The organism is Pseudoalteromonas sp. OOF1S-7, assembly GCF_022347765.1.
In the GTDB taxonomy this organism is placed as follows: Bacteria; Pseudomonadota; Gammaproteobacteria; order Enterobacterales; family Alteromonadaceae; genus Pseudoalteromonas.
Window position 1 is genome coordinate 457,193 of record NZ_JAKRFZ010000001.1, and the last position, 18,682, is coordinate 475,874.

Consider the following 18,682-nt stretch of genomic DNA (forward strand, 5'->3'; position numbering starts at 1 on the left):
CTCTGCTTTTCAGTCAAGTCCAGCGGGGTTTTGCGCCAATAAATTGCGCAACGACAAAAACAACGGCGCCGGCAGGGCATTGGGTGAAAACCAGCGCCACTGCACACATTTATTGGGTTCCAGCAACTGCGGCTCACCTTTTTCGCACTCCCCCAGCATAAACAAGGTGATGTAATGCTTACCTTCAGACTCAAATATGTCATTGGTATACTCAAGCCGGGTTAGTTGTGTCAGTTCTAGCCCGGTTTCTTCGCGCACTTCCCGGCGTGCACACTGCTCGATGCTTTCGCCCACTTCAAGATGACCACCAGGCGTTGCCCAGGTATGTGCCCCGTGTGCGCCAATTCGCTCGCCAAGTAAAAGTTTCCCCTGGCGTTTTATGACCACGGCCACGCCCACACGCACAACTGACTGCATTGCTGATTTTTCCTTTACTGTTAAATTGCCCAGAAGATAACACATTTACCACCTGAAATAAGTCTGTTCCGGAAACTAATATTACATTCAGCAGTCAAACCGCACGACTAGTCTGAAACCAGTTGCCCGGATGCAGTGACAACGCCATAATAGCGGGCAAAAAAAGGAACACTTATGTTGAACAAACTCGCTGAATTTTCTCGTACCCGACTTGCCTGGGGGTTATTGTTTTTTTCTGCTTTCGCACTGGAAGCCATCGCCCTATATTTCCAGTATGCAATGGGTCTTGAGCCCTGCATTATGTGTATTTATCAGCGTACTGCGGTGCTGGGTATTGTGGCCGCTGGCTTGATTGGCCTGGCCTCACCCACCAGTTTGCCTGTAAGACTCATTGCCATGGGTTGCTGGGGTGTCGCTGCCATTTGGGGCTGGTTGCTGGCAAAAGAGCATATTGCGATGCAAACTACCACAGATCCATTTGCCTTTACCTGCGACTTTGTGCCTAACTTCCCAGGCTTTATGCCTTTACACGAATGGCTGCCGGCTTTCTTCGCGGCGACCGGCGATTGTGGTAATATTGACTGGTATTTTGCGGGTCTGTCGATGCCAGGCTGGATGGAAGTGATTTTCGCACTTTACAGCGTCTGCTTTATCGCCTTTGCCGCCGTATTTATTGTTAAAAGATGAGACGTAAATGGTTTTCAGACTGAGTAAACTCGCCGAACTGGATGACTTTGCACTGCGTGATAAACAACGTATTAAAGCGCAGGCGTTGGCGCAGCTGCCTGCATCACAAAAAATTATGCTTAATATCGCCAAGCTAATGCTGTTAACTCCGCTATTCATGGCGCTGGCATTTATCGAAGGCTGGATATTGCTACCCGTGTTACTCGTATGCGGATTGGCTTATCCCCTGCTCACCGTGCCGCTTGAGATCCAGTTTGCCCGGCCTTATTTGCAGCAGGCCATTGTTGAGTTTCGCAAAACCAATCAATAAAAAAGTGGTGCACTGCACCACTTATCTACTCGTCAGCTTTAAGCTCGGCAATCCGGTCCCTTACTTAACTCTTCACACCAAGCCGTCCATGGCATGGTCGTATATCCGCCTCCTACCCGTGGGGTGTTTGCTTTGTCCAATTGTTGATGTTGTTTATTGAGGTGCTTTAGCTTAGTGGTTTTTAACGCTAGTTTCATGACTTCGCTTCCTTCTTGGTTACTGTTTCATAAACATAAAATCACAAATCTGCCACCCGCAACAAGTACAAAAAGCACTCAACTGTTACAAGATAATGCTGCCGACACACCTATCGCGCCTTTGATATTTGCTGAGCACTTCTATTAGAAGTTCTTACTCAACTGAGTTTGACCAACCAGCCTGCGAGCTGTCATATTGCTGCTATACTCAATGTCAGTGGCCCTCATCTTGGGTCACCTGAGCTGCTTGTTCCTCCAGGGAGTTGGAATAATCGCCATCGTTAGGGTACTCAATGAAAAAAAGACTCCCTTGTATCGCCTGCTTATGTGCAAGTTGTGTATTGTTTAATGCAGGGTCCGATGCCCACACAACGCCAGACGGTGACAATGATGTATTCGCTTTATCCCTCGACGAGTTAATGGAAGTCACCGTTGAGGCACGTAAGGTCAAAGAAGATGCACTCGCCATTCCCGTTTCAATTTCAGTAATGTCTGAACAGTTTCTGCGCGAGCGCAGCGTCACTACTTTGCTTGAGGCCGCATATTTTATTCCTAATATTGATGTCACCACAGTCGGTGAAAATTCTGGTTGTACACACTGCGCGAACATCACCATTCGTGGTATCGGCCAGGTTGATCCGCTGCCCACCGTCGACCCGAGTGTGGGCCTCTACCTGGATGGGGTTTACTACGCCCGCTCAGCGGGGGGGATTTTTGATTTATACGATATACGCCAGGTTGAAATACTACGGGGCCCGCAAGGGGCTATTTTTGGTAAAAATACCATAGGTGGCGCTGTGACGGTGTACACACACGACCCCGTCTCTGACACTTTTGCAGATGGAGAAATCACGCTGGGCGCTTTTGAGCGCCGGGATGCCCGATTGCGTGCGAACGTTGCGCTCAGCGATTCGCTCAGCAGCCGCTTTACCTTCACGCACCTCAACCGCGATGGCTTTGTCAGGCGTGCCAACGGCGAGTTTGAAGGTGGCCAGGATGAGTGGGCGGCAAGTGCCAAATTCCGGTATCAGGTCAGCCCACAACTAACCGCGCAATTGTCATTGGACCAGCGTCGGATCAACTCTGGGTCCGCGCCGTCTATTCTTGCCGCAAAGAACGATCAGGCTGATCTGCTGGTACTCTACAATGACCTGGTCACGCAAAGTGGTATTGCAGACCCTTACCCGCCGCTCCAATTCTTTGGTGACACGCATCAGAGTGCTTCGCTGGGTACTAACTTTAACACGCTGGATCAATCCGGCATTTTGCTCTCAGTCGAATGGCAAACGCCCCAACAATGGCTGTTTAAATCACTGAGCGCCTACCGGGAATTTGACGCAACTTATGGACGCGACTTTGATAATAACCCGGCCGTCATTGGCGACACTCAGGACTTTCAACGCCAGTTCCAGTTCAGTCAGGAGCTTAATATCAGCGGCAGTGCCCTGGACGATCAACTCAGTTGGTTGGTCGGCTTATTCCACTTTGATGAACACATTAAACATCTAACCGATCTGGTCTTTATTGGTGGACTGTTCCGGGCACTGGAAAGTGTCCCAGGTCCTCTTGATGGCTCGCAACTGGATGATCCAACAAGTGTGGGTGGGCCCGGTAACCCCCTGAATATTGGACTGGATATTGATAGTGGCTTTGATAACCAGGTGGACATTCAAAGCACTGCCGTGTTCACCCATGTCAAATACGCGCTAACACACCATTGGGCATTTCACCTGGGTGGGCGACTGACATTCGAAAACAAAATGCAACAGGTGCAAAGTGATGCCGACAATGCCGGTGTGATTTTGATCGACAGAACACACAATACACAGGGACAAAAAAATGGTGGACCTATTGAACGCAGTTGGCGGGTTTTCTCTCCGCAAGGCGGAATAGAGTACCACTTTAGTGACAAGCACTTTATCTATCTGAGTGCCTCTCGGGGCTTTAAATCCGGCGGCTTTAACGGCATACCTAATTCACCAACCTCAGCACAGCCTTTTGACCCTGAGTATCTGACTGCCTATGAACTGGGCTACAAAACCAAATTACTGGCAGACACCCTTCAGCTTAGCTTAGCGGCCTTTGATATGCAGCATAAGGCTATGCAATTACGCGGTGGCCAGTCGACTGAAGCCGGCCTCGAGATTTTTATCGACAATGTTGGAGAAACCAGCATTCGAGGAGTTGAGGCCAGCTTTGAAGCGCTGCCTGTACACGACTGGCATTTGTCAGGTAATCTGTCTTACACCGATGCACAGTTTGATTCCGTTGGTACAGCCACACAAGTAACAAGGGACAGCACAGTAATGCGCTCGCCGCGCTGGACCGCGGCATTGGGACTTAGGTATCACTGGCAGGGTGTGATGCGACACCCAGTCAGGATTGGACTTAACTGGGGTTTTCGCAGCAAAACATATAATGACGTGTTTAATACTGAACTTGGTGCACAAGGGAGTTTTGCCTTAGTGAATGCACGTATCAGCCACGCCATCACAGATCAGCTGGAAGTTGCCTTATTTGTTCGCAACCTCACAGATAAACGTGTGCTGATCGGTGGCAATGACTTTACCGAAGTCTTTGGTGTGGCAGAGCATTATCTGGCACCACCCCGAGAGTGGGGTATATCCCTGTCGTATCAGTTTTAAAGATGTACTATGATGACAATCGTTAAACCTTTTCTACTCATGACTTTAGTGGTCTTACACACCTGGATATCATTTTCAGCGCGTGCTCAGCTCCAGCTGCTTAGTGATGATCCTCTGGACATCAGGATGGTGTTTTCGGCTCAGGCTCTGGATATCTCGACAGACTCCAATAACCTGGTATTTACCTATATCTCCCAAACCAACCCGGCGTTTTCCCGCCCGCCTTTACTGCTCGCACCGGGTACCCGAATTGATCAGTTACTGCAAAGCAACATGCCATATTGCGCCCTGAATCGGATCAAAACACGCCAGCGGTCGAGACTGTATTTATTTAGCTTACCTGTGCACCTCTACCCCAGCCACAGGTTGTACTTTTTGCCATTAAATATTGAGTTGTCCCCCTTTCTCAATGCACAAGGACAACTGACAGATCTCAATGCACTGCTCAAGGCTCATCCCAGAACAACTTTACTCACTGAGGCACAGCGCTCCTATGGCGACTATTTGGATACCCAGCTAGCCAACATCGATGAAGCACAGCTGATCAGGCGTCCAGGTGGCGACAGCTACCAGGCCACCATCACCATGTTCGAACGGGGGCGGGTGAGCTTTATTCTAACTTATCCGACAACAATACAGCGTTATGCAAACACACTGACGCTGGAGCAAGTACATAGCCTTGAAATTGCGCATAACCCGTCATTTGTTCTTGGCCACATCGCCTGCTCCGATACTCCCGAAACCCGACAATTTCTGAAAGTGGTTAATGCCGCTTTGCGCCACTTATATCACACTGAGCCGTTTTATGACCTGCATCTTCGCTATTTACCTGAATCAGAACGTGCTTACTTCAAAAAGCAACTCGAGCAACAGACTAATGAAGCTCTGCAAAACAGTCAGGAAATGTACAAGGAATGACAATAAAAAGAGCAGCCTGAGCTGCTCCTGGAGATGACCAGACTAAACTGGCACAACGCTAAAATGTTACCCTGCCTTTGAGTTTGGCAAGAATGTTCACACCTATTCCGTTGACCCGCAATAAAGCATCCATATCCTGAAAGTTGCCAGCCTCCTCGCGGGACCGCACAATGGCCTGCGCTTTTTTCATGCCGATGCCTGGTAAACGAGTCAGTTCTTCAGCACTGGCACGGTTTACATTTACCACTGCATCAGCGACTTGCCGGGCTGCAGTGGCTATTGGTTCAGGCTGAGCCAGAGCAGGAAGTGCCGCAGACAATGCCAATGTAGCTAGAAGAGTTTTAATATTCATGATCAGATCCCTCAGATAAAGTGTCCATGTCTAAATGTATGCGTAATGATGCATACGCAGTTAAAATAAAGTAAATGACAGTAAATATGTCAAAATTATGTCATCTTTTTTAGTTGCTTATTTTTCATCTTGTGTTGTTATGCTTATTTCTGCGACTTGTGCTAGAGCCAGACCAGCGATATCTTTGCAGTGAAGACAGAACAGATATATGTTTGTTTTTATGAGAAAAGAATAGTTAGACGGTTACTACATGCTGCAATAACCCTCTTCTGCACTAAGTCGACTCGGCAGTATTGGCACATAATAGCGCTTTATCGGTTGTAATTATTGACAAGACAAGTTACTGTATATAAAAACAGTGTTCGTGGAGAGTGATCATGGCGGTTATCGTAAAGTATGTGGTAGAAAGAAATGGAGTAGAGCGTATGACGTTTACCAGCAAAAAAGAGGCGGATGCTTATGATAAAATGCTGGATGTTGCAGAAGCGCTCGAAGGCATGTTAGAAAAAGTAGACGTCCCACTCAGTGAGCAACAGGTTGAATCGCTCGCACTGGAGATTGCCAAACAAAAAGACGACTTTATGGCCATTCTGAAAGGGGGTAAAGTGTCAACCAAAAAAGACTCTGAGGAAAAACCCACCAGCAAGAAAGGTGGTGACGATAAGGTCACGGCAATCAAACAGGCCTAGTGTCTATAACCATATATACAAAAAAGCCAGCTTCTATGAAGAAGCTGGCTTTTTTAATATTAAGGCGTTTATTTCAAAACAGTCGCAACGGCATCTGCAAAGTAATCAATATTGTCTTTGCTTACACCCGCAACATTTACGCGGCTGGAGCCAACAATATAAATTGAGTATTCCTCACGTAATCTGTCAATTTGCGCTTTGTTTATGCCCAGGAACGAGAACATGCCGTTCTGACGCTCGATGAAAGAGAAGTCCTGTGATGTACCTTTCGCATTCAGGTTGTCTTTAAGCAGGCTGCGCAGGCCATTGATACGGTCACGCATCTCTGCCAGCTCCTGATGCCACTCTTGGGTTAGCTCTTCACTGCCCAGAATAGTATTCACAATGTCCGCACCGTGTGCAGGTGGCATCGAGTAAATGCTGCGCACAACACTCAGTAACACTGAATTGGCAACATCAGCCACAGCCGCTTCCTTCGCAATGAATGAACACGCACCGATACGCTCACGATACAGGCCAAAATTCTTTGAACATGAAGAACAAATCAACATTTCGTCAACGGTTGAAGCCAGTAGGCGCAGACCTTGTGCATCCTCTTCCAGACCACTACCGAATCCCTGATAGGCAATATCGATAAGCGGTGTAAAGCCTACGTCCTTCGCAAGCTCAGCAACAATTTGCCATTGCTCTGCATTTAGGTCCATACCGCTTGGGTTATGACAACATGCGTGAAGCAATACAATATCGCCTTTTGGTACTTGCTTCAGTGCTTCGATCATCTCATCGAACAACAAGCCTTTGTTCTCGTAGTCGTAGTAAGGGTATTCTTTAACTGTCAGGCCAGCCGCTTCAAACAAACTGATGTGGTTTGCCCAGGTCGGTGTCGTTACCCATACGGTCGCGTCTGTATTGCAACGCTTGATAAATTCAGCCGCAACGCGCAATGCGCCGGTGCCACCCGGAGCCTGGGCAGTTCTGATCCGATTAGCCAACAAAGCAGGATGCTCATTACCCAGCAAAAGCTTTTCCATCTTGTCGCAATAATCCAGGTTACCCGCTAAACCAATGTAAGATTTAGTTGTTTCATTCTCCAGGCGAAACGCCTCAGCCTTTTTTACCGCCTTCAGAACCGGGGTATGACCCTGCTCGTCTTTATACACTCCAACCCCTAGGTCAATCTTATTCGGGTTAGTATCTTTTTTATAGGCAGCCATCAGGCCCAGGATTGGATCCGTCGGAAGTGGTTTTAGTTCTGAAAACATGGTTATCTCTTTTCCTAATTAACGTAAACGAGGTGTTCGACTTCGTTTGTCACGGGGTTAACTCTGAGCTCATATTAACATAAGTTGTCGTGAAGACGAGCCTGCTTAACTTGGAAGATACTCAATCGTGCGAATACAAGCGGCAACTAAAACTGCCAGCTTGTATTCATCAAAACACTCTTGCTCAAAAGCTTCTGCATCTATGATCCCAAAACACTGTCCCTGGCGGTCCAACAGTGGCAGACAAACCTCAGACTGCACTTTCGGATCACAAGTATAATATTCCCCCCCCTTGGCCACATAGTCTGGGATATTGTTGATCACGCGTGCCTGTTCAGACAGATAAGTTTGAATATTGTTTGAAGTCGCAGCGAATGCATCAGTAATCGGGAATAATGGTCGACTTGGTGCACCGTAATAGGCCAACTTCAGCAATTGCTGAATACCATCAGCCGGACGCGCCTGATAAATACCGAACCAGTCCACCCCCGTAGAGGATTTGACATACTCAGCAATAGTCTGCAGACGCGATAATTGATGTTCACATTCGCTGTTTTGACAGACATAATCCGTCAGTAAAAAAGGCGCATCCTGCAAGTGGCCGAACAAACTACAGCTCCCGCCTTCTCCCAGCTCCGGGATTTGGTATGACCATCTGGCATCAAAGCGATGAGTGTCAAGGTAAGCATCCAGCTCTGTTAGTTGAGCCGCTACAGCAGATTCGCTGATAGATAAGTTGCAATGAGAAAGGTAGGTAGAAATCATTTAGCCATCCAAACATCTAAATATCCGTCAAATCTATCATGGACAGACAGGCGATGCCAGCGTGTTATGAGAATATTTTATTTTTGGCAAGGAATGAAACCCGTTCACCTTATTGAGTAAACCAGTTCAACCTCGTTTCCAACACGGTTATATGTGACACTCTGTGCAATTTCAGAAAGTAATTCAACTCCCCTGCCATGCTCTTGTTGCGACTGATGTAATGCCGTTGAGCTTTGGTCAAACCCATTGCCCGAATCGCAAATATTGAAAACAAGGCAAAACTCTTCCGGGCAAAAGCGTACATTAATGATGATCAGAGCATCCTTGAGGTTTTCCAGTGCACGAGCCCGTTGATGGTAATACTCAATAAAGCCATCATCCTGATTCTTTAAATCCGACTTTAACCCTAAAACACCATGGTCCAGTGAATTATTGTATGCCTCCGAAAGCAACAGGAAGACATTTGACCTATGTGCATGCAAACCTTCAACCTTAGACAAAATATCCACCAATTCAAGCACCGGATCTGTATGACGCATCTGCTGAGCATTGAGCGAAATACTAATGTTAAACGGCAAAGTAGAATACTCAGGAGGCAGCGCTTCACTGGAGTTATCGGGCAGGCAGTTAATGATCGCGATGCTTAAATCATCCTGCTGTTCTTTGTGCCCACTGTATTCACGCACTTGCTGGATAATGTCTTTAGTCGCAATATCAACCTTACAGCTCAGCACATCTATCAGGCGTTGTTCACCGAACAGCTCTCCGTCGAGCGCTTCACTTTCAATAATGCCATCCGTTGCCATCACAATACGTGTGCCCACCTCAACTTCAAAATGCAAAGTATTGCGTTCGAACTCATCCTCATCAAGGATCCCCAAAGACATATGCTGAGACTCAATGGTTTTGAGTACCTGCCCCTGACTGTCTATCAGATAGATGTCGGGAAAGCCTCCGAGCCAGGCTGACAGGTTTCGCCCAGAACTACTGATCTCTATAATGGCGGCGGCACAAAACATGTGCCCAGGAAGTAAAGTGTTCAGTGAGCTGTTTAACTCAGCAGCAATGTCATTCACCGCCATGCCTTTTTGCACCATAGTATAAAAAATTTTCGATGCAGGTAGCGCGCCGACCGCCGCCGCCAGGCCGTGTCCGGTGAAATCTCCCAACAAACAATAAAAGCCGCCAATGGGACTTTTTGCCATCAGAAACATGTCCCCGTTAAACATTGAAGCCGGGGATAAATGGTAGTCACACAGTTCCGTAAAGTCCTGCTGCCCAGACAAAGCATTACGAAAAATATGTTCAACGATTTCGTGTTCACGTTCTATCTGGTTATAGTGATATTCAAGCTGTTTTTTTTGCTCGTGAGCTTCTTTACTGAGCTTTCGCGTGCGGGCATGTGCCCGGATTTTTGCAGACAGTACGATCCGGTCAAAGGGTTTGTGTATAAAGTCATCCCCTCCTACATGGAGGCACTTCTCAAAACTGGCGTGGTCTTCCAAAGCGGTGATAAATATCACTGGTAAATATACGTCGCCGGCATGTTCTTTAATTTTGGGTGCGGTTTCAAAACCATCCATGACTGGCATCATCACATCCAACAACACAATGTCAACATTGTGTTGTTGGAGCAAGTCCAGAGCTTCCTGCCCATTGTTAGCCACCAGCACATCATAGTGTTGGTGCTCAAGCATGGTTTGTAATAATCGACAATTGAGTGGCTGGTCATCCACAACCAAAATTAACATACACGAGTCCCTCGTGAACTAGTCAATATCGAACTTTTTATCGAAGCGTGAAATCTGTAAAATTTTCTTCAGTTGAGGCCTGCAATTACTGATCTGAATGCTAGAGACAGAGTCGCCCAGGGTTTTCTTCATGTTGAGTAACATACCTAATGCGGAACTGTCCATGTAGTCTGTGTCACGCAGATCAACAACCACTTTTTCCGTTTGGTTGCCTACTTCGGCATAGGCCTGACGAAAAGACTGGACCAGGTTAAAATCAAACTTTCCTTTGATTTGTATCGTTAAAGTTTTTCCGTCCGATGAAGCATTTTTGCTCAGGCTCATCGCAAGCTCCTACTTTGGTTGAATTTTGGTATCCATGATGTTGTTTTAAATATAAACCGATACCGGGAATTAGCCAAAAAATTATCTCGCTTCAAAACGCTTTTTGTTACCATAACGATATTGAGTTTTAAACAGGAGAGTCAAAATGTCAGAGAGTCGTTTGGTGTACTCCACCGAGTCTGGCCGAATCAAACCCACCGAAACCGAGCCGGAGCCAGCAGCAAAATTGTTTAAAGACGGCGCAGTGCGTATTGAGCGACAGACAAAGGGTCGCAAGGGAAAAGGTGTCATGCTGGTTGTGGGTATAGACCCGAATGAGCATGATCTGAAAAAACTGGCAAAAACCCTGAAAAGTAAAATGGGTCAGGGCGGCGCACTCAAAGATAACGTAATCGAAATCCAGGGTGATGACCGCAGCAAACTAAAAACGCTCCTGGAAGCACAGGGCTTCAAAGTTAAAATCGCCGGTGGCTAATTGGCGATACGGGAGCTGATTGGGCGGACCCGCAAGCCGGTTTAATTGGCCTGCTTGCCCTGCCCTATATCCGGATGCTGGCTTTGCATTAAAATTTCATGCTCCGTCAGAGGAGCACTATAGTAGTAACCTTGCACAATAAAGCAGTTATTTCTTTGTAAAAATGCCACTTGTTCCTGGGTTTCAACCCCTTCTGCAATCACTTTCATACTCAGCTTTTGTGCCATCGCGATAATTGCCGCGGTGATCTCCATGTCATTAGAATCCTCAGGGATATCCTTAACAAAAGAGCGGTCCACTTTCAAAACATCAACCGGAAAGCGCTTGAGATAGCTCAGTGACGAATAACCTGTGCCAAAGTCGTCTATAGATAAGGATACACCCAGCTTCTTCATTTCCAGTAGTTGCTCTATTGCGGCTTCAACATCCCCCATCAACATGCTCTCTGTCAACTCTAAATGGAGCATCTGGGGAGACAGGCCGGTTTCTTTTAGCGTCGTAGCAATATGTTCGATTAGCTCAACATCTTTAAACTGACGAGCCGACAAGTTGACCGAGATATCCGCAGCCCGTCCACTGCGGCGCAACCGGGCGGAGAACTGGCAGGCTTCGCGCAATACCCAGGCACCCAGTTCAACTATCATGCCGGTCGCCTCAGCGATAGGAATAAACTTAGTTGGCGCAATAAAGCCTTTTTCAGGGTGATACCAGCGCACCAGTGCCTCATAGCCAACAACCTGCTCTGTGGTGCTGTCTATCTGAGGCTGATAACGCAGGCTAAACTGTCCTTCTTTGATGGCCTGACGAAGTTCATTTTCAATATACAGACGCTCATTTGCAGCGGCATCCAGCTCCTGAGAATAAAAGTGAAAGGTATTTCGCCCTTTTGCTTTGGCTTCGTACATCGCCAGGTCAGCATGCTTCAGTAGCTGCTCTTCTTCTTTGCTATCAAACGGTGCCAGGGTAATACCAATACTGGCGCTGACAATCACCTCGTTATTACCAAGACGAATGGGCTTTGCCAGTGTGCGCTGAATTGTGTAGGCCACATCCATGGCATTTTCCCGACTCTCGATACCACTAAGCAACACGGCAAACTCATCGCCACCCAGACGCGCGATGGTGTCTTCTGCACGTAGCCGCTGCTTTAGTCTGTCTGCCACTTCAACCAGTAATCGGTCACCAGCATCATGGCCCAGCGTATCATTGATCCGCTTGAACTCATCAAGGTCAAAGTAGAAAAGCGCGAAGGCGTAATGTCCTCGCTCAGCCAGAGCCATCGACTTGCGTAGCTGCATGCGAAAAAAGGTGCGATTGGCCAATCCGGTCAAAGTGTCAAAATAAGCCAGTTCCTCCATTTTGCGCTGGCTTTCTTTTACAAAGGAAATGTCCTGCGCAGATGCAACGTAACTGGAAATCCGTCCACTTTCTTCACGGATGGGGGAAATACTGAGGCTCACCCAGATCTGCTCATTCGAAACACCTTGCAACAGTGTGTCACCCCGCCAGTAATTGCGACTGCGCAGATCAAAATCAATGTCATCAATGATGATGGCCATTTCTTTTGAAACTATGCCCAGCAAAGGAGAACCTATAAAATGTGCCTCATTGTAGCCAGTCATTTCCAGCATTTTCGGGTTCACATACTCTATTTTAAACCTGTCGTTGGTGATCAGCACCCCAGTCCCGGAAAACTCAACAGCCTTGCCAAGTCGATTCGCCTGCTTTTGTGCTGATTCTTTTTCAGATACCCGGGTATTGAGACCATGGATCAGTTTGCGCGTTTCGCCACTCATATCATTGATAGAGGCATTCAGTACGCCCAATTCATCATTCGCGTCTGGCAATGCGGGATGGTCAAGCTGGCCTTTGCCAAATGAGATCAGGGCATCCACAGAGTGATTGATTCGCTTAAGGATCAAATGATATATAACCTGATGCAACAGCAAGGAAACGAACAAGCCGTAAATAATAAACAAGCCCGAGAATTTCCACTTCAGCTCATTGAGCGCAAACAACGCCGTATCTCGTTTTTTATAATACCCGACATACCAGTCCAGCTCTGTCAGATGAACGACATTCGCCAGGTACGACTCCTGCTTATACCCGAATTCACTTTGTAAACTGGGAAGATTAACCCGCAAGGTACTGTCAACCATTTCCTCAAAGGCCGCAGGTAACGATGTCTTGTCCGCCAACTCATTACTATGGGCAAGAATACCCATGTTGGGCGCTGATAAAATTCGCCCTTGCTTGTCAAACACAATGTACGCCAATTTCTCGCTGGCTTGCGGTAGCCGTTGCAGCACTACGTCCAGCTCCAGATCGCTGCCGGTAAAGCCCTGATATGTATCGTCGACATACAACGGGACAAGCACACTGACAACCCATTTGCTCCAGACCTCATCGTAGTGGATCCCAGACCAAAGCGCCTGACGAGTCGGATTAAGCTCTTCGCGCAGCAGGGGTAAAGCATGGGTACTGAAATGACTGCCGCCCTTGCCATCTACCAGCAATGAGTTTGGTGGTGAAATCCGCACAAAGTCGTCAGTGGTATAAAGATAGAAATTGAAAAAGTCCTGCAACAGTAGCGGAGAGAGAGAATTCCACACATATTCAGATTCGGTTAACAAAGTCTGAGTTTGTTCGTTCAGATTTTTGGCTGGCAGGTAGGCCGCCGAAATCCCGTTTGCAGCGATGCTATTAATCCGCTCGTCGGTGTGGTTTAGCTGTACCGAATGTGATGGAGAATTGTACAAAGGTTGCTCTGCAAACAAAGCGCGACTTACCACCATATTGGCTTGTTGAGCGAGCTTTTTCTTTAAGGTCAGAAACTCAGAAAAATGCATCAAGGTTTGTTCACTTTGCACTTTCAGTTCATGAAACTCTTCATAAACCAGCTGCTTTTCTTCGGCTTTCAGTAATAAGGCAGCAGCAATTGCCCCGGCAACCAAACAAACAGCGGCAGTGAGCAGCGAAAGTTTGACACTGAGCGAGTTAAAACCAAAGCGAGACACAGGTCGTCGATAGCCCACGATAAACCTTTTAGCTAGTTATAGTTTTTTCATGACAAGTGCGCAGAATATACCAGATCATAGAGAACCTCGCCAAACACTTTGCCAGATATGTCTAAATTCAAGCTTGTATAATTTAAATGATCTGTGCTAATAATAGCGTTAATTAGATTTAGCACCAAAATAAAGACAGATTTATGACTTTAACGACACGCAACTATTTTTTCTTTTTTAGCTTCTTTAGGTGAAGAGGCTTAACTGTTTGCGTGTAAAAGTTCAGATAGCTAAGCCTCCCACACCGGGAGGCTTTTTTTTTGGCACAATGGGAATGAGGACCTATGACACAAGATACTTTGGATGCCCTGCGCAAGGACATCAATGAAATTGATTCTGAGCTGCTGATCCTGCTGGCGAAACGTCGCAGACTGAGTCACAGCGTTTTAGAATATAAAATCACCAACAACAAACCGATCCGAGATGAGGCTCGGGAGCTGGCACTGCTGGAAAAGCTGATCAGTTACGGTAAGTCGCTGGGCCTGGATCCTTTCTATATCAATAATGTTTTTCAGGTGGTCCTTGAAGATTCGGTATTAAATCAGCAGGCACTGTTGCAAAAGAGCTTGAATCCGGGGTCTTTGAACGATACCCACAAAGTCGCTTATCTCGGCGGACAGGGGTCGTATAGCCAGCTTGCCTGTCACAAGTATTTCAGTCGCCGTCCAGGCACTCTGGTTGAGCTGGGGTGTCAGACATTTTCCGATATTACCCAGTCCGTGGAAAAAGGCCAGGCAGACTATGGGATTTTACCAATTGAAAACACCAGCTCAGGTAGTATCAATGAAGTCTTTGATTTACTCCAGCACGCACAGGTTTCTATTGTCGGCGAAGTTACGCACAGTGTAGAGCACTGTTTGCTGGCAAAAGAAGGCTCTACACTCAAAGACATCAGTAAAATTTTTGCCCATCACCAACCATTCGCACAATGCAGCCGCTTTCTGGAAGGGCTTGGCGACCTGACACAAGAAACCTGCGACTCCACGTCCAGCGCATTAAAACTGGCGGCAGATACGCCGAACAGTGCGGCGATTGGCTCAGCACAAGCTGGTAAAGAATTCGGCCTGGAAGTACTGAAAAGTGGTCTGGCTAACCAGGCGGAAAACCATAGCCGCTTTATTGTCGTCGCACGCCAGCCGCTTCAAGTTTCTACTCAGATCCCGACTAAAACCAGCCTGATCATGGCGACCAAGCAAAAAGTCGGCTCTCTTGCTGATGCTCTGATGGTATTCAAAGAGCACAGTATCAATATGACCAAACTGGAATCACGCCCTGTGCCGGGTAACCCCTGGGAAGAAGTGTTTTATGTTGACCTGCAGGCTAATATTGCGGATAAACGCGTACAAAGTGCCCTTGAATCTCTGAAGGAGCACACTCAGTATGTACGTATTCTGGGCTGCTATCAAAGCGAATCTTTGCAGGCCGTGGAAGTGGTATAAGCTTACAAGAGCGAGGTACACCTCGCTCAGTCTTCACAAACTAAGAAATGACCTTCGCATCATTGGCCTTATTAAGCAGCCCCCGGCTTTGTCGTAGAAAGGTTTGAGCACTATCCGAAAAATAGCTTTTGGCCTCTTCAAACGCCGCCATCAATGCTGCTTTATCACCCGACTGCAAGCGATTAAGAGTCTGCTCAAAGGTATCCTGATAACTCGCAAGTAGCCCTTCAACCTCATCAAATTGTGCGAGCATAATATCAGTGTAGAGTTCTCCAGATTGTGCAAATAAACGCCCAACCATCATCAGCTCAAGCTGGTAAATGGGCGATGAGCAGCTCCTCAACTCTTCCAGCGTATGACATTGACGGGCCAAAAACTGACCATATACAAAGGTCGTGAGATGGCGCATGACCTGGATGATCTGCATGGCCTGATCGTGCTTTTTCGCCGCCATGTTTGCCAGATGACAGCCCCAGATCTGCAATTGCTCAAGCAGCCCCTGATACATCTGCTCACCTCGGCCATCACACACGACTACGGTCTGTTTCACCCAGTGAGAAATATCCGGACCAAACATGGGATGCAAGCCAACAACTGGGCCTGCATGCTTGTTCATCATGGCCTGTAATGGCGCTTGTTTGACCGAGGTGATATCGGCCAGCACGCAACCCTCAGGCAGCTCAGGCAGCTTACTGATCACTTGCTCCATGGCATTTATAGGCACGCTCAACAACACCAGTTTGGCATCAGCAAGGATACTTGTTTGCTCCGCCTGTTGCGCTTTATCGAGCACACGCACTTCGTACCCTGAGCGTTGAAGCTGGCGGGCAAAAAGCTGGCCCATCGCTCCTGCACCACCCACTATCACCACTGGCGATAAGTGCGGCGCTGCGCACGCCAGTTCACTTTGCTGATTTTCATAAGCCTCGCGCATCATACGGCGCAATATGTCTTCGACCAGATCCGGATTCACGCCTTTTTGCTCAGCTTGTGCTCGCCGGGCTTCGATCAGGCTGGCTTCACGTTGTGGCACATGTAAAGGCGCCCCGGTGGCTTGTTTGATTTTACCGACCTGCTCGGTAAGCTCTCGGCGCTGCGCCAGCAGATCGACCAACGCGCTGTCACAGGCGTCAATTTTCTCCCGGAGCAAAGCGAGTTCAGATGTTTGACTCATTCCCATAGTGTAAACTATTATTTACTTCAGTAAACCAAAAGATACACCCAGTCTAACAGGAAGGAATAGGATAAGAAAGCGGATTGGAATTATAGACCATGAAAACCAAAACGGGCCACTCAAGGAGTGGCCCGTTTTTAAGCATTGGTAAATGCGACGTATTAGTTAAGTTTTTCTTTAATACGTGCAGACTTACCAGAACGCTCACGCAGATAGTAAAGTTTCGCGCGGCGAACTGCACCACGACGCTTCACTGCAATGCTGCTGATAAGAGGGCTGTGCGTTTGGAATACACGCTCTACACCTTCACCGTTCGAGATTTTACGAACTGTGAATGCAGAGTGAAGACCACGATTACGCTTAGCGATTACAACACCTTCAAAGGCCTGTAGACGCTCTTTGTCACCTTCTTTAACGCGAACCTGAACAACAACTGTGTCACCAGCGCCGAACGCAGGTACGTCTTTTTTAAGCTGCTCTTCTTCAAGCGCTTTAATAATATTTTGGTTTACTTTTGCCATTTTATTTCTCACATTCCTAGGAGTAACTGTCTTCTAGCCACAAGCTTCATGTTCTTGCTGAAATTCAGCAAGCAAACGTACTTGCTCCTCAGTCAGAGCTAGGTTACGCAACAAGTCTGGACGGCGTAACCAAGTTCTACCCAGTGACTGCTTTAAGCGCCACTCGGCTATCGCTTGGTGGTTTCCACTGAGTAATACAGCAGGCACCTGTTTTCCATCCAACGTTTCTGGCCGAGTATAGTGTGGACAATCTAATAAGCCGTCTGAGAACGAATCTTGTTCTGCAGACTGGTTGTGGCCTAACACACCTGGCACCAATCGCGCGACAGCGTCGATCAATGTCATAGCGGGTAGTTCACCCCCACTTAAAATAAAATCCCCGATGGACCATTCTTCGTCGACATACGACTCGATGATCCGCTCGTCTATACCTTCGTAGCGACCAGCGACTAAAATCAACTTTTCGGATTGAGCCAGTTCGGCCGCACCTTGTTGATCTAACTTCCGCCCTTGTGGAGACATATAAATTACTTTAGCGCCGGCTCCTGCTGCCTGTTTGGCATCAAGAATGGCTTGCTTGAGAGGCTCGACCATCATCAGCATGCCCGGACCACCACCATAAGGTCGGTCGTCAACGGTTCTGTGCTTATCCAGTGCATAGTCTCTCGGATTCCAGCAGTGAAAGTCGATCAGTCCGTTTTTCACGGCCCGACCGGTGACACCTTGCTGAGTTACCGCGTCAAACATTTCAGGAAAGAGTGAGATCACCCCAACCCATAGTTTTTGCTGTTCACTCATTAAAACGCCGGATCCCAGTCTACAGTAATTTCTCGTTCTTCGTGCTTAACCTCAATCACAACAGAATCTGTCAGGAATGGAATTAAGCGCTCAGACTGACCAAATGCATCTTTTTTGTTTGCTTTCACAACCAAAACGTCATTTGATCCTGTCTCCATCAAGTCATCAACATGACCCAGGTTATACCCTTTTGTCGTAACGACTGTCATACCGATGAGATCTCGCCAATAAAACTCCCCTTCTGGTAATTCAGGGAGCTGCTCTACATCTACTGAGATTTCTGCATTGGTCAGTGCCATTGCTTCGTCTCTGTCGTTGATGTTCGCAAACTTGGCGATAAAGCCCTTGCTGTGACGACGCCAGTCACTCACTTCAAGGGTTTGCCATTTACCTTGTTGACCTATCAACCATGGGCTGAAATCGAAGATCCCTTGGGGATCATCAGTAAATGAATGCACCTTAAGCCAACCTTTGATGCCATAAGGAGCACCAAGTTTACCAACAACGATTGTCGAGGTTTTTTCTTGACTCATGGTTACACTTACGCCTATTAAGCCGCTTTACGAGCGTCTTTAACCAGTTTCGCTACGCGATCTGAAAGACCAGCGCCCTGACCTACCCAGTGATCAACACGGGCAAGGTCTAGACGAAGTTTTTCTTCTTGACCAGCAGCGATTGGGTTAAAGAAACCTACTTTCTCGATGAAACGACCGTCACGCGAGAAACGGCTATCCGCAACCACGATTTGATAGAATGGACGCTTTTTAGCGCCGCCACGTTGCAAACGAATAGTTACCATACCGTCCTCTACATAGATTGACTGTTTTCATTAATAAGATTTGCTTCCCACTTTGGGAAGCTGGGGAATTGTACGTCTTTTTTCACGCATT

20 protein-coding genes are annotated in these 18,682 nt (G+C 47.4%); 7 read left to right on the top strand and 13 right to left on the bottom strand.

Annotated elements, in window-relative coordinates:
* Positions 1-9: 9 nt before the first annotated feature.
* Positions 10-417 carry an NUDIX hydrolase gene (locus tag MHN33_RS02070; RefSeq protein ID WP_239394013.1) on the bottom strand — a complete coding sequence of 136 codons (408 nt, stop codon included), beginning with the start codon at positions 415-417 and terminating at the stop codon, positions 10-12.
* A gap of 174 nt (positions 418-591) precedes the next feature.
* Here MHN33_RS02070 and dsbB point away from each other — a divergent pair, with 174 nt between their 5' ends.
* Positions 592-1,104 (top strand): disulfide bond formation protein DsbB, encoded by a 513-nt coding sequence (dsbB, locus tag MHN33_RS02075; protein ID WP_239394015.1) that lies wholly within the window; start codon positions 592-594, stop codon positions 1,102-1,104.
* 7 nt (positions 1,105-1,111) lie between these two features.
* Positions 1,112-1,414: a hypothetical protein gene (locus MHN33_RS02080; protein ID WP_239394017.1), complete on the top strand. Its 303-nt coding sequence runs from the start codon at positions 1,112-1,114 to the stop codon at positions 1,412-1,414.
* A gap of 38 nt (positions 1,415-1,452) precedes the next feature.
* Here MHN33_RS02080 and MHN33_RS02085 read toward each other — a convergent pair whose 3' ends face one another.
* Complete coding sequence (locus MHN33_RS02085) at positions 1,453-1,611, bottom strand: hypothetical protein (RefSeq protein ID WP_239394019.1); 159 nt, start codon at positions 1,609-1,611, stop codon at positions 1,453-1,455.
* Positions 1,612-1,904: 293 nt separating this feature from the next.
* On the opposite strand from MHN33_RS02085, the gene MHN33_RS02090 reads away from it, so the two are divergent.
* Both MHN33_RS02090 and MHN33_RS02095 read left to right on the top strand, forming a co-directional pair.
* Complete coding sequence (locus MHN33_RS02090) at positions 1,905-4,256, top strand: TonB-dependent receptor (protein ID WP_239394021.1); 2,352 nt, start codon at positions 1,905-1,907, stop codon at positions 4,254-4,256.
* Positions 4,257-4,265: 9 nt separating this feature from the next.
* On the top strand, positions 4,266-5,174 hold the full coding sequence (locus MHN33_RS02095) for a hypothetical protein (protein WP_239394023.1): 909 nt from the start codon (positions 4,266-4,268) through the stop codon (positions 5,172-5,174).
* A gap of 58 nt (positions 5,175-5,232) precedes the next feature.
* Here MHN33_RS02095 and MHN33_RS02100 read toward each other — a convergent pair whose 3' ends face one another.
* On the bottom strand, positions 5,233-5,526 hold the full coding sequence (locus tag MHN33_RS02100; protein ID WP_239394032.1) for a ComEA family DNA-binding protein: 294 nt from the start codon (positions 5,524-5,526) through the stop codon (positions 5,233-5,235).
* A 377-nt stretch (positions 5,527-5,903) separates the two neighbouring features.
* On the opposite strand from MHN33_RS02100, the gene MHN33_RS02105 reads away from it, so the two are divergent.
* Positions 5,904-6,215, top strand: coding sequence for a YebG family protein (locus MHN33_RS02105; protein ID WP_239394042.1), 312 nt, complete (start codon positions 5,904-5,906; stop codon positions 6,213-6,215).
* Between the two features lie 68 nt (positions 6,216-6,283).
* Here the strand turns inward: MHN33_RS02105 and MHN33_RS02110 are convergent, their stop codons facing one another.
* From MHN33_RS02110 to MHN33_RS02125, 4 genes are all read right to left on the bottom strand, one after another.
* The gene (locus MHN33_RS02110; protein ID WP_239394051.1) at positions 6,284-7,477 is read right to left on the bottom strand and encodes an amino acid aminotransferase; all 1,194 of its coding nucleotides are present in this window, start codon (positions 7,475-7,477) and stop codon (positions 6,284-6,286) included.
* 105 nt (positions 7,478-7,582) lie between these two features.
* Entirely contained in the window at positions 7,583-8,242 is a 660-nt protein-coding gene (locus tag MHN33_RS02115; RefSeq protein WP_239394062.1) for a GAF domain-containing protein, read from the bottom strand.
* 104 nt (positions 8,243-8,346) lie between these two features.
* Positions 8,347-9,993, bottom strand: a complete 1,647-nt coding sequence (locus tag MHN33_RS02120; RefSeq protein WP_239394064.1) for a fused response regulator/phosphatase — start codon at positions 9,991-9,993, stop codon at positions 8,347-8,349.
* Positions 9,994-10,011: 18 nt separating this feature from the next.
* Positions 10,012-10,317: an STAS domain-containing protein gene (locus MHN33_RS02125; RefSeq protein ID WP_239394066.1), complete on the bottom strand. Its 306-nt coding sequence runs from the start codon at positions 10,315-10,317 to the stop codon at positions 10,012-10,014.
* A gap of 145 nt (positions 10,318-10,462) precedes the next feature.
* Between MHN33_RS02125 and yciH the strand changes: the two genes are divergently transcribed.
* On the top strand, positions 10,463-10,792 hold the full coding sequence (gene yciH, locus MHN33_RS02130) for a stress response translation initiation inhibitor YciH (RefSeq protein WP_239394082.1): 330 nt from the start codon (positions 10,463-10,465) through the stop codon (positions 10,790-10,792).
* A 41-nt stretch (positions 10,793-10,833) separates the two neighbouring features.
* Here yciH and MHN33_RS02135 read toward each other — a convergent pair whose 3' ends face one another.
* Positions 10,834-13,827 (bottom strand): EAL domain-containing protein, encoded by a 2,994-nt coding sequence (locus tag MHN33_RS02135; RefSeq protein WP_239394093.1) that lies wholly within the window; start codon positions 13,825-13,827, stop codon positions 10,834-10,836.
* 317 nt (positions 13,828-14,144) lie between these two features.
* Here MHN33_RS02135 and MHN33_RS02140 point away from each other — a divergent pair, with 317 nt between their 5' ends.
* Positions 14,145-15,299 (top strand): chorismate mutase, encoded by a 1,155-nt coding sequence (locus tag MHN33_RS02140; protein ID WP_239394103.1) that lies wholly within the window; start codon positions 14,145-14,147, stop codon positions 15,297-15,299.
* Positions 15,300-15,339: 40 nt separating this feature from the next.
* Here MHN33_RS02140 and tyrA read toward each other — a convergent pair whose 3' ends face one another.
* The 5 genes from tyrA to rpsP all read right to left on the bottom strand — a co-directional run bounded on the left by tyrA (position 15,340) and on the right by rpsP (position 18,591).
* Positions 15,340-16,473, bottom strand: coding sequence for a bifunctional chorismate mutase/prephenate dehydrogenase (gene tyrA, locus MHN33_RS02145; protein WP_239394113.1), 1,134 nt, complete (start codon positions 16,471-16,473; stop codon positions 15,340-15,342).
* A 161-nt stretch (positions 16,474-16,634) separates the two neighbouring features.
* On the bottom strand, positions 16,635-16,994 hold the full coding sequence (gene rplS / locus MHN33_RS02150; RefSeq protein WP_058795922.1) for a 50S ribosomal protein L19: 360 nt from the start codon (positions 16,992-16,994) through the stop codon (positions 16,635-16,637).
* Between the two features lie 33 nt (positions 16,995-17,027).
* Entirely contained in the window at positions 17,028-17,792 is a 765-nt protein-coding gene (gene trmD, locus MHN33_RS02155; RefSeq protein WP_239394130.1) for a tRNA (guanosine(37)-N1)-methyltransferase TrmD, read from the bottom strand.
* Positions 17,792-18,325, bottom strand: a complete 534-nt coding sequence (gene rimM / locus MHN33_RS02160) for a ribosome maturation factor RimM (RefSeq protein ID WP_046006658.1) — start codon at positions 18,323-18,325, stop codon at positions 17,792-17,794. The genes trmD and rimM overlap by 1 nt, the downstream gene beginning before the upstream one ends.
* Before the next feature lie 17 nt (positions 18,326-18,342).
* Complete coding sequence (gene rpsP / locus MHN33_RS02165; protein ID WP_010382415.1) at positions 18,343-18,591, bottom strand: 30S ribosomal protein S16; 249 nt, start codon at positions 18,589-18,591, stop codon at positions 18,343-18,345.
* Positions 18,592-18,682: the final 91 nt, after the last annotated feature.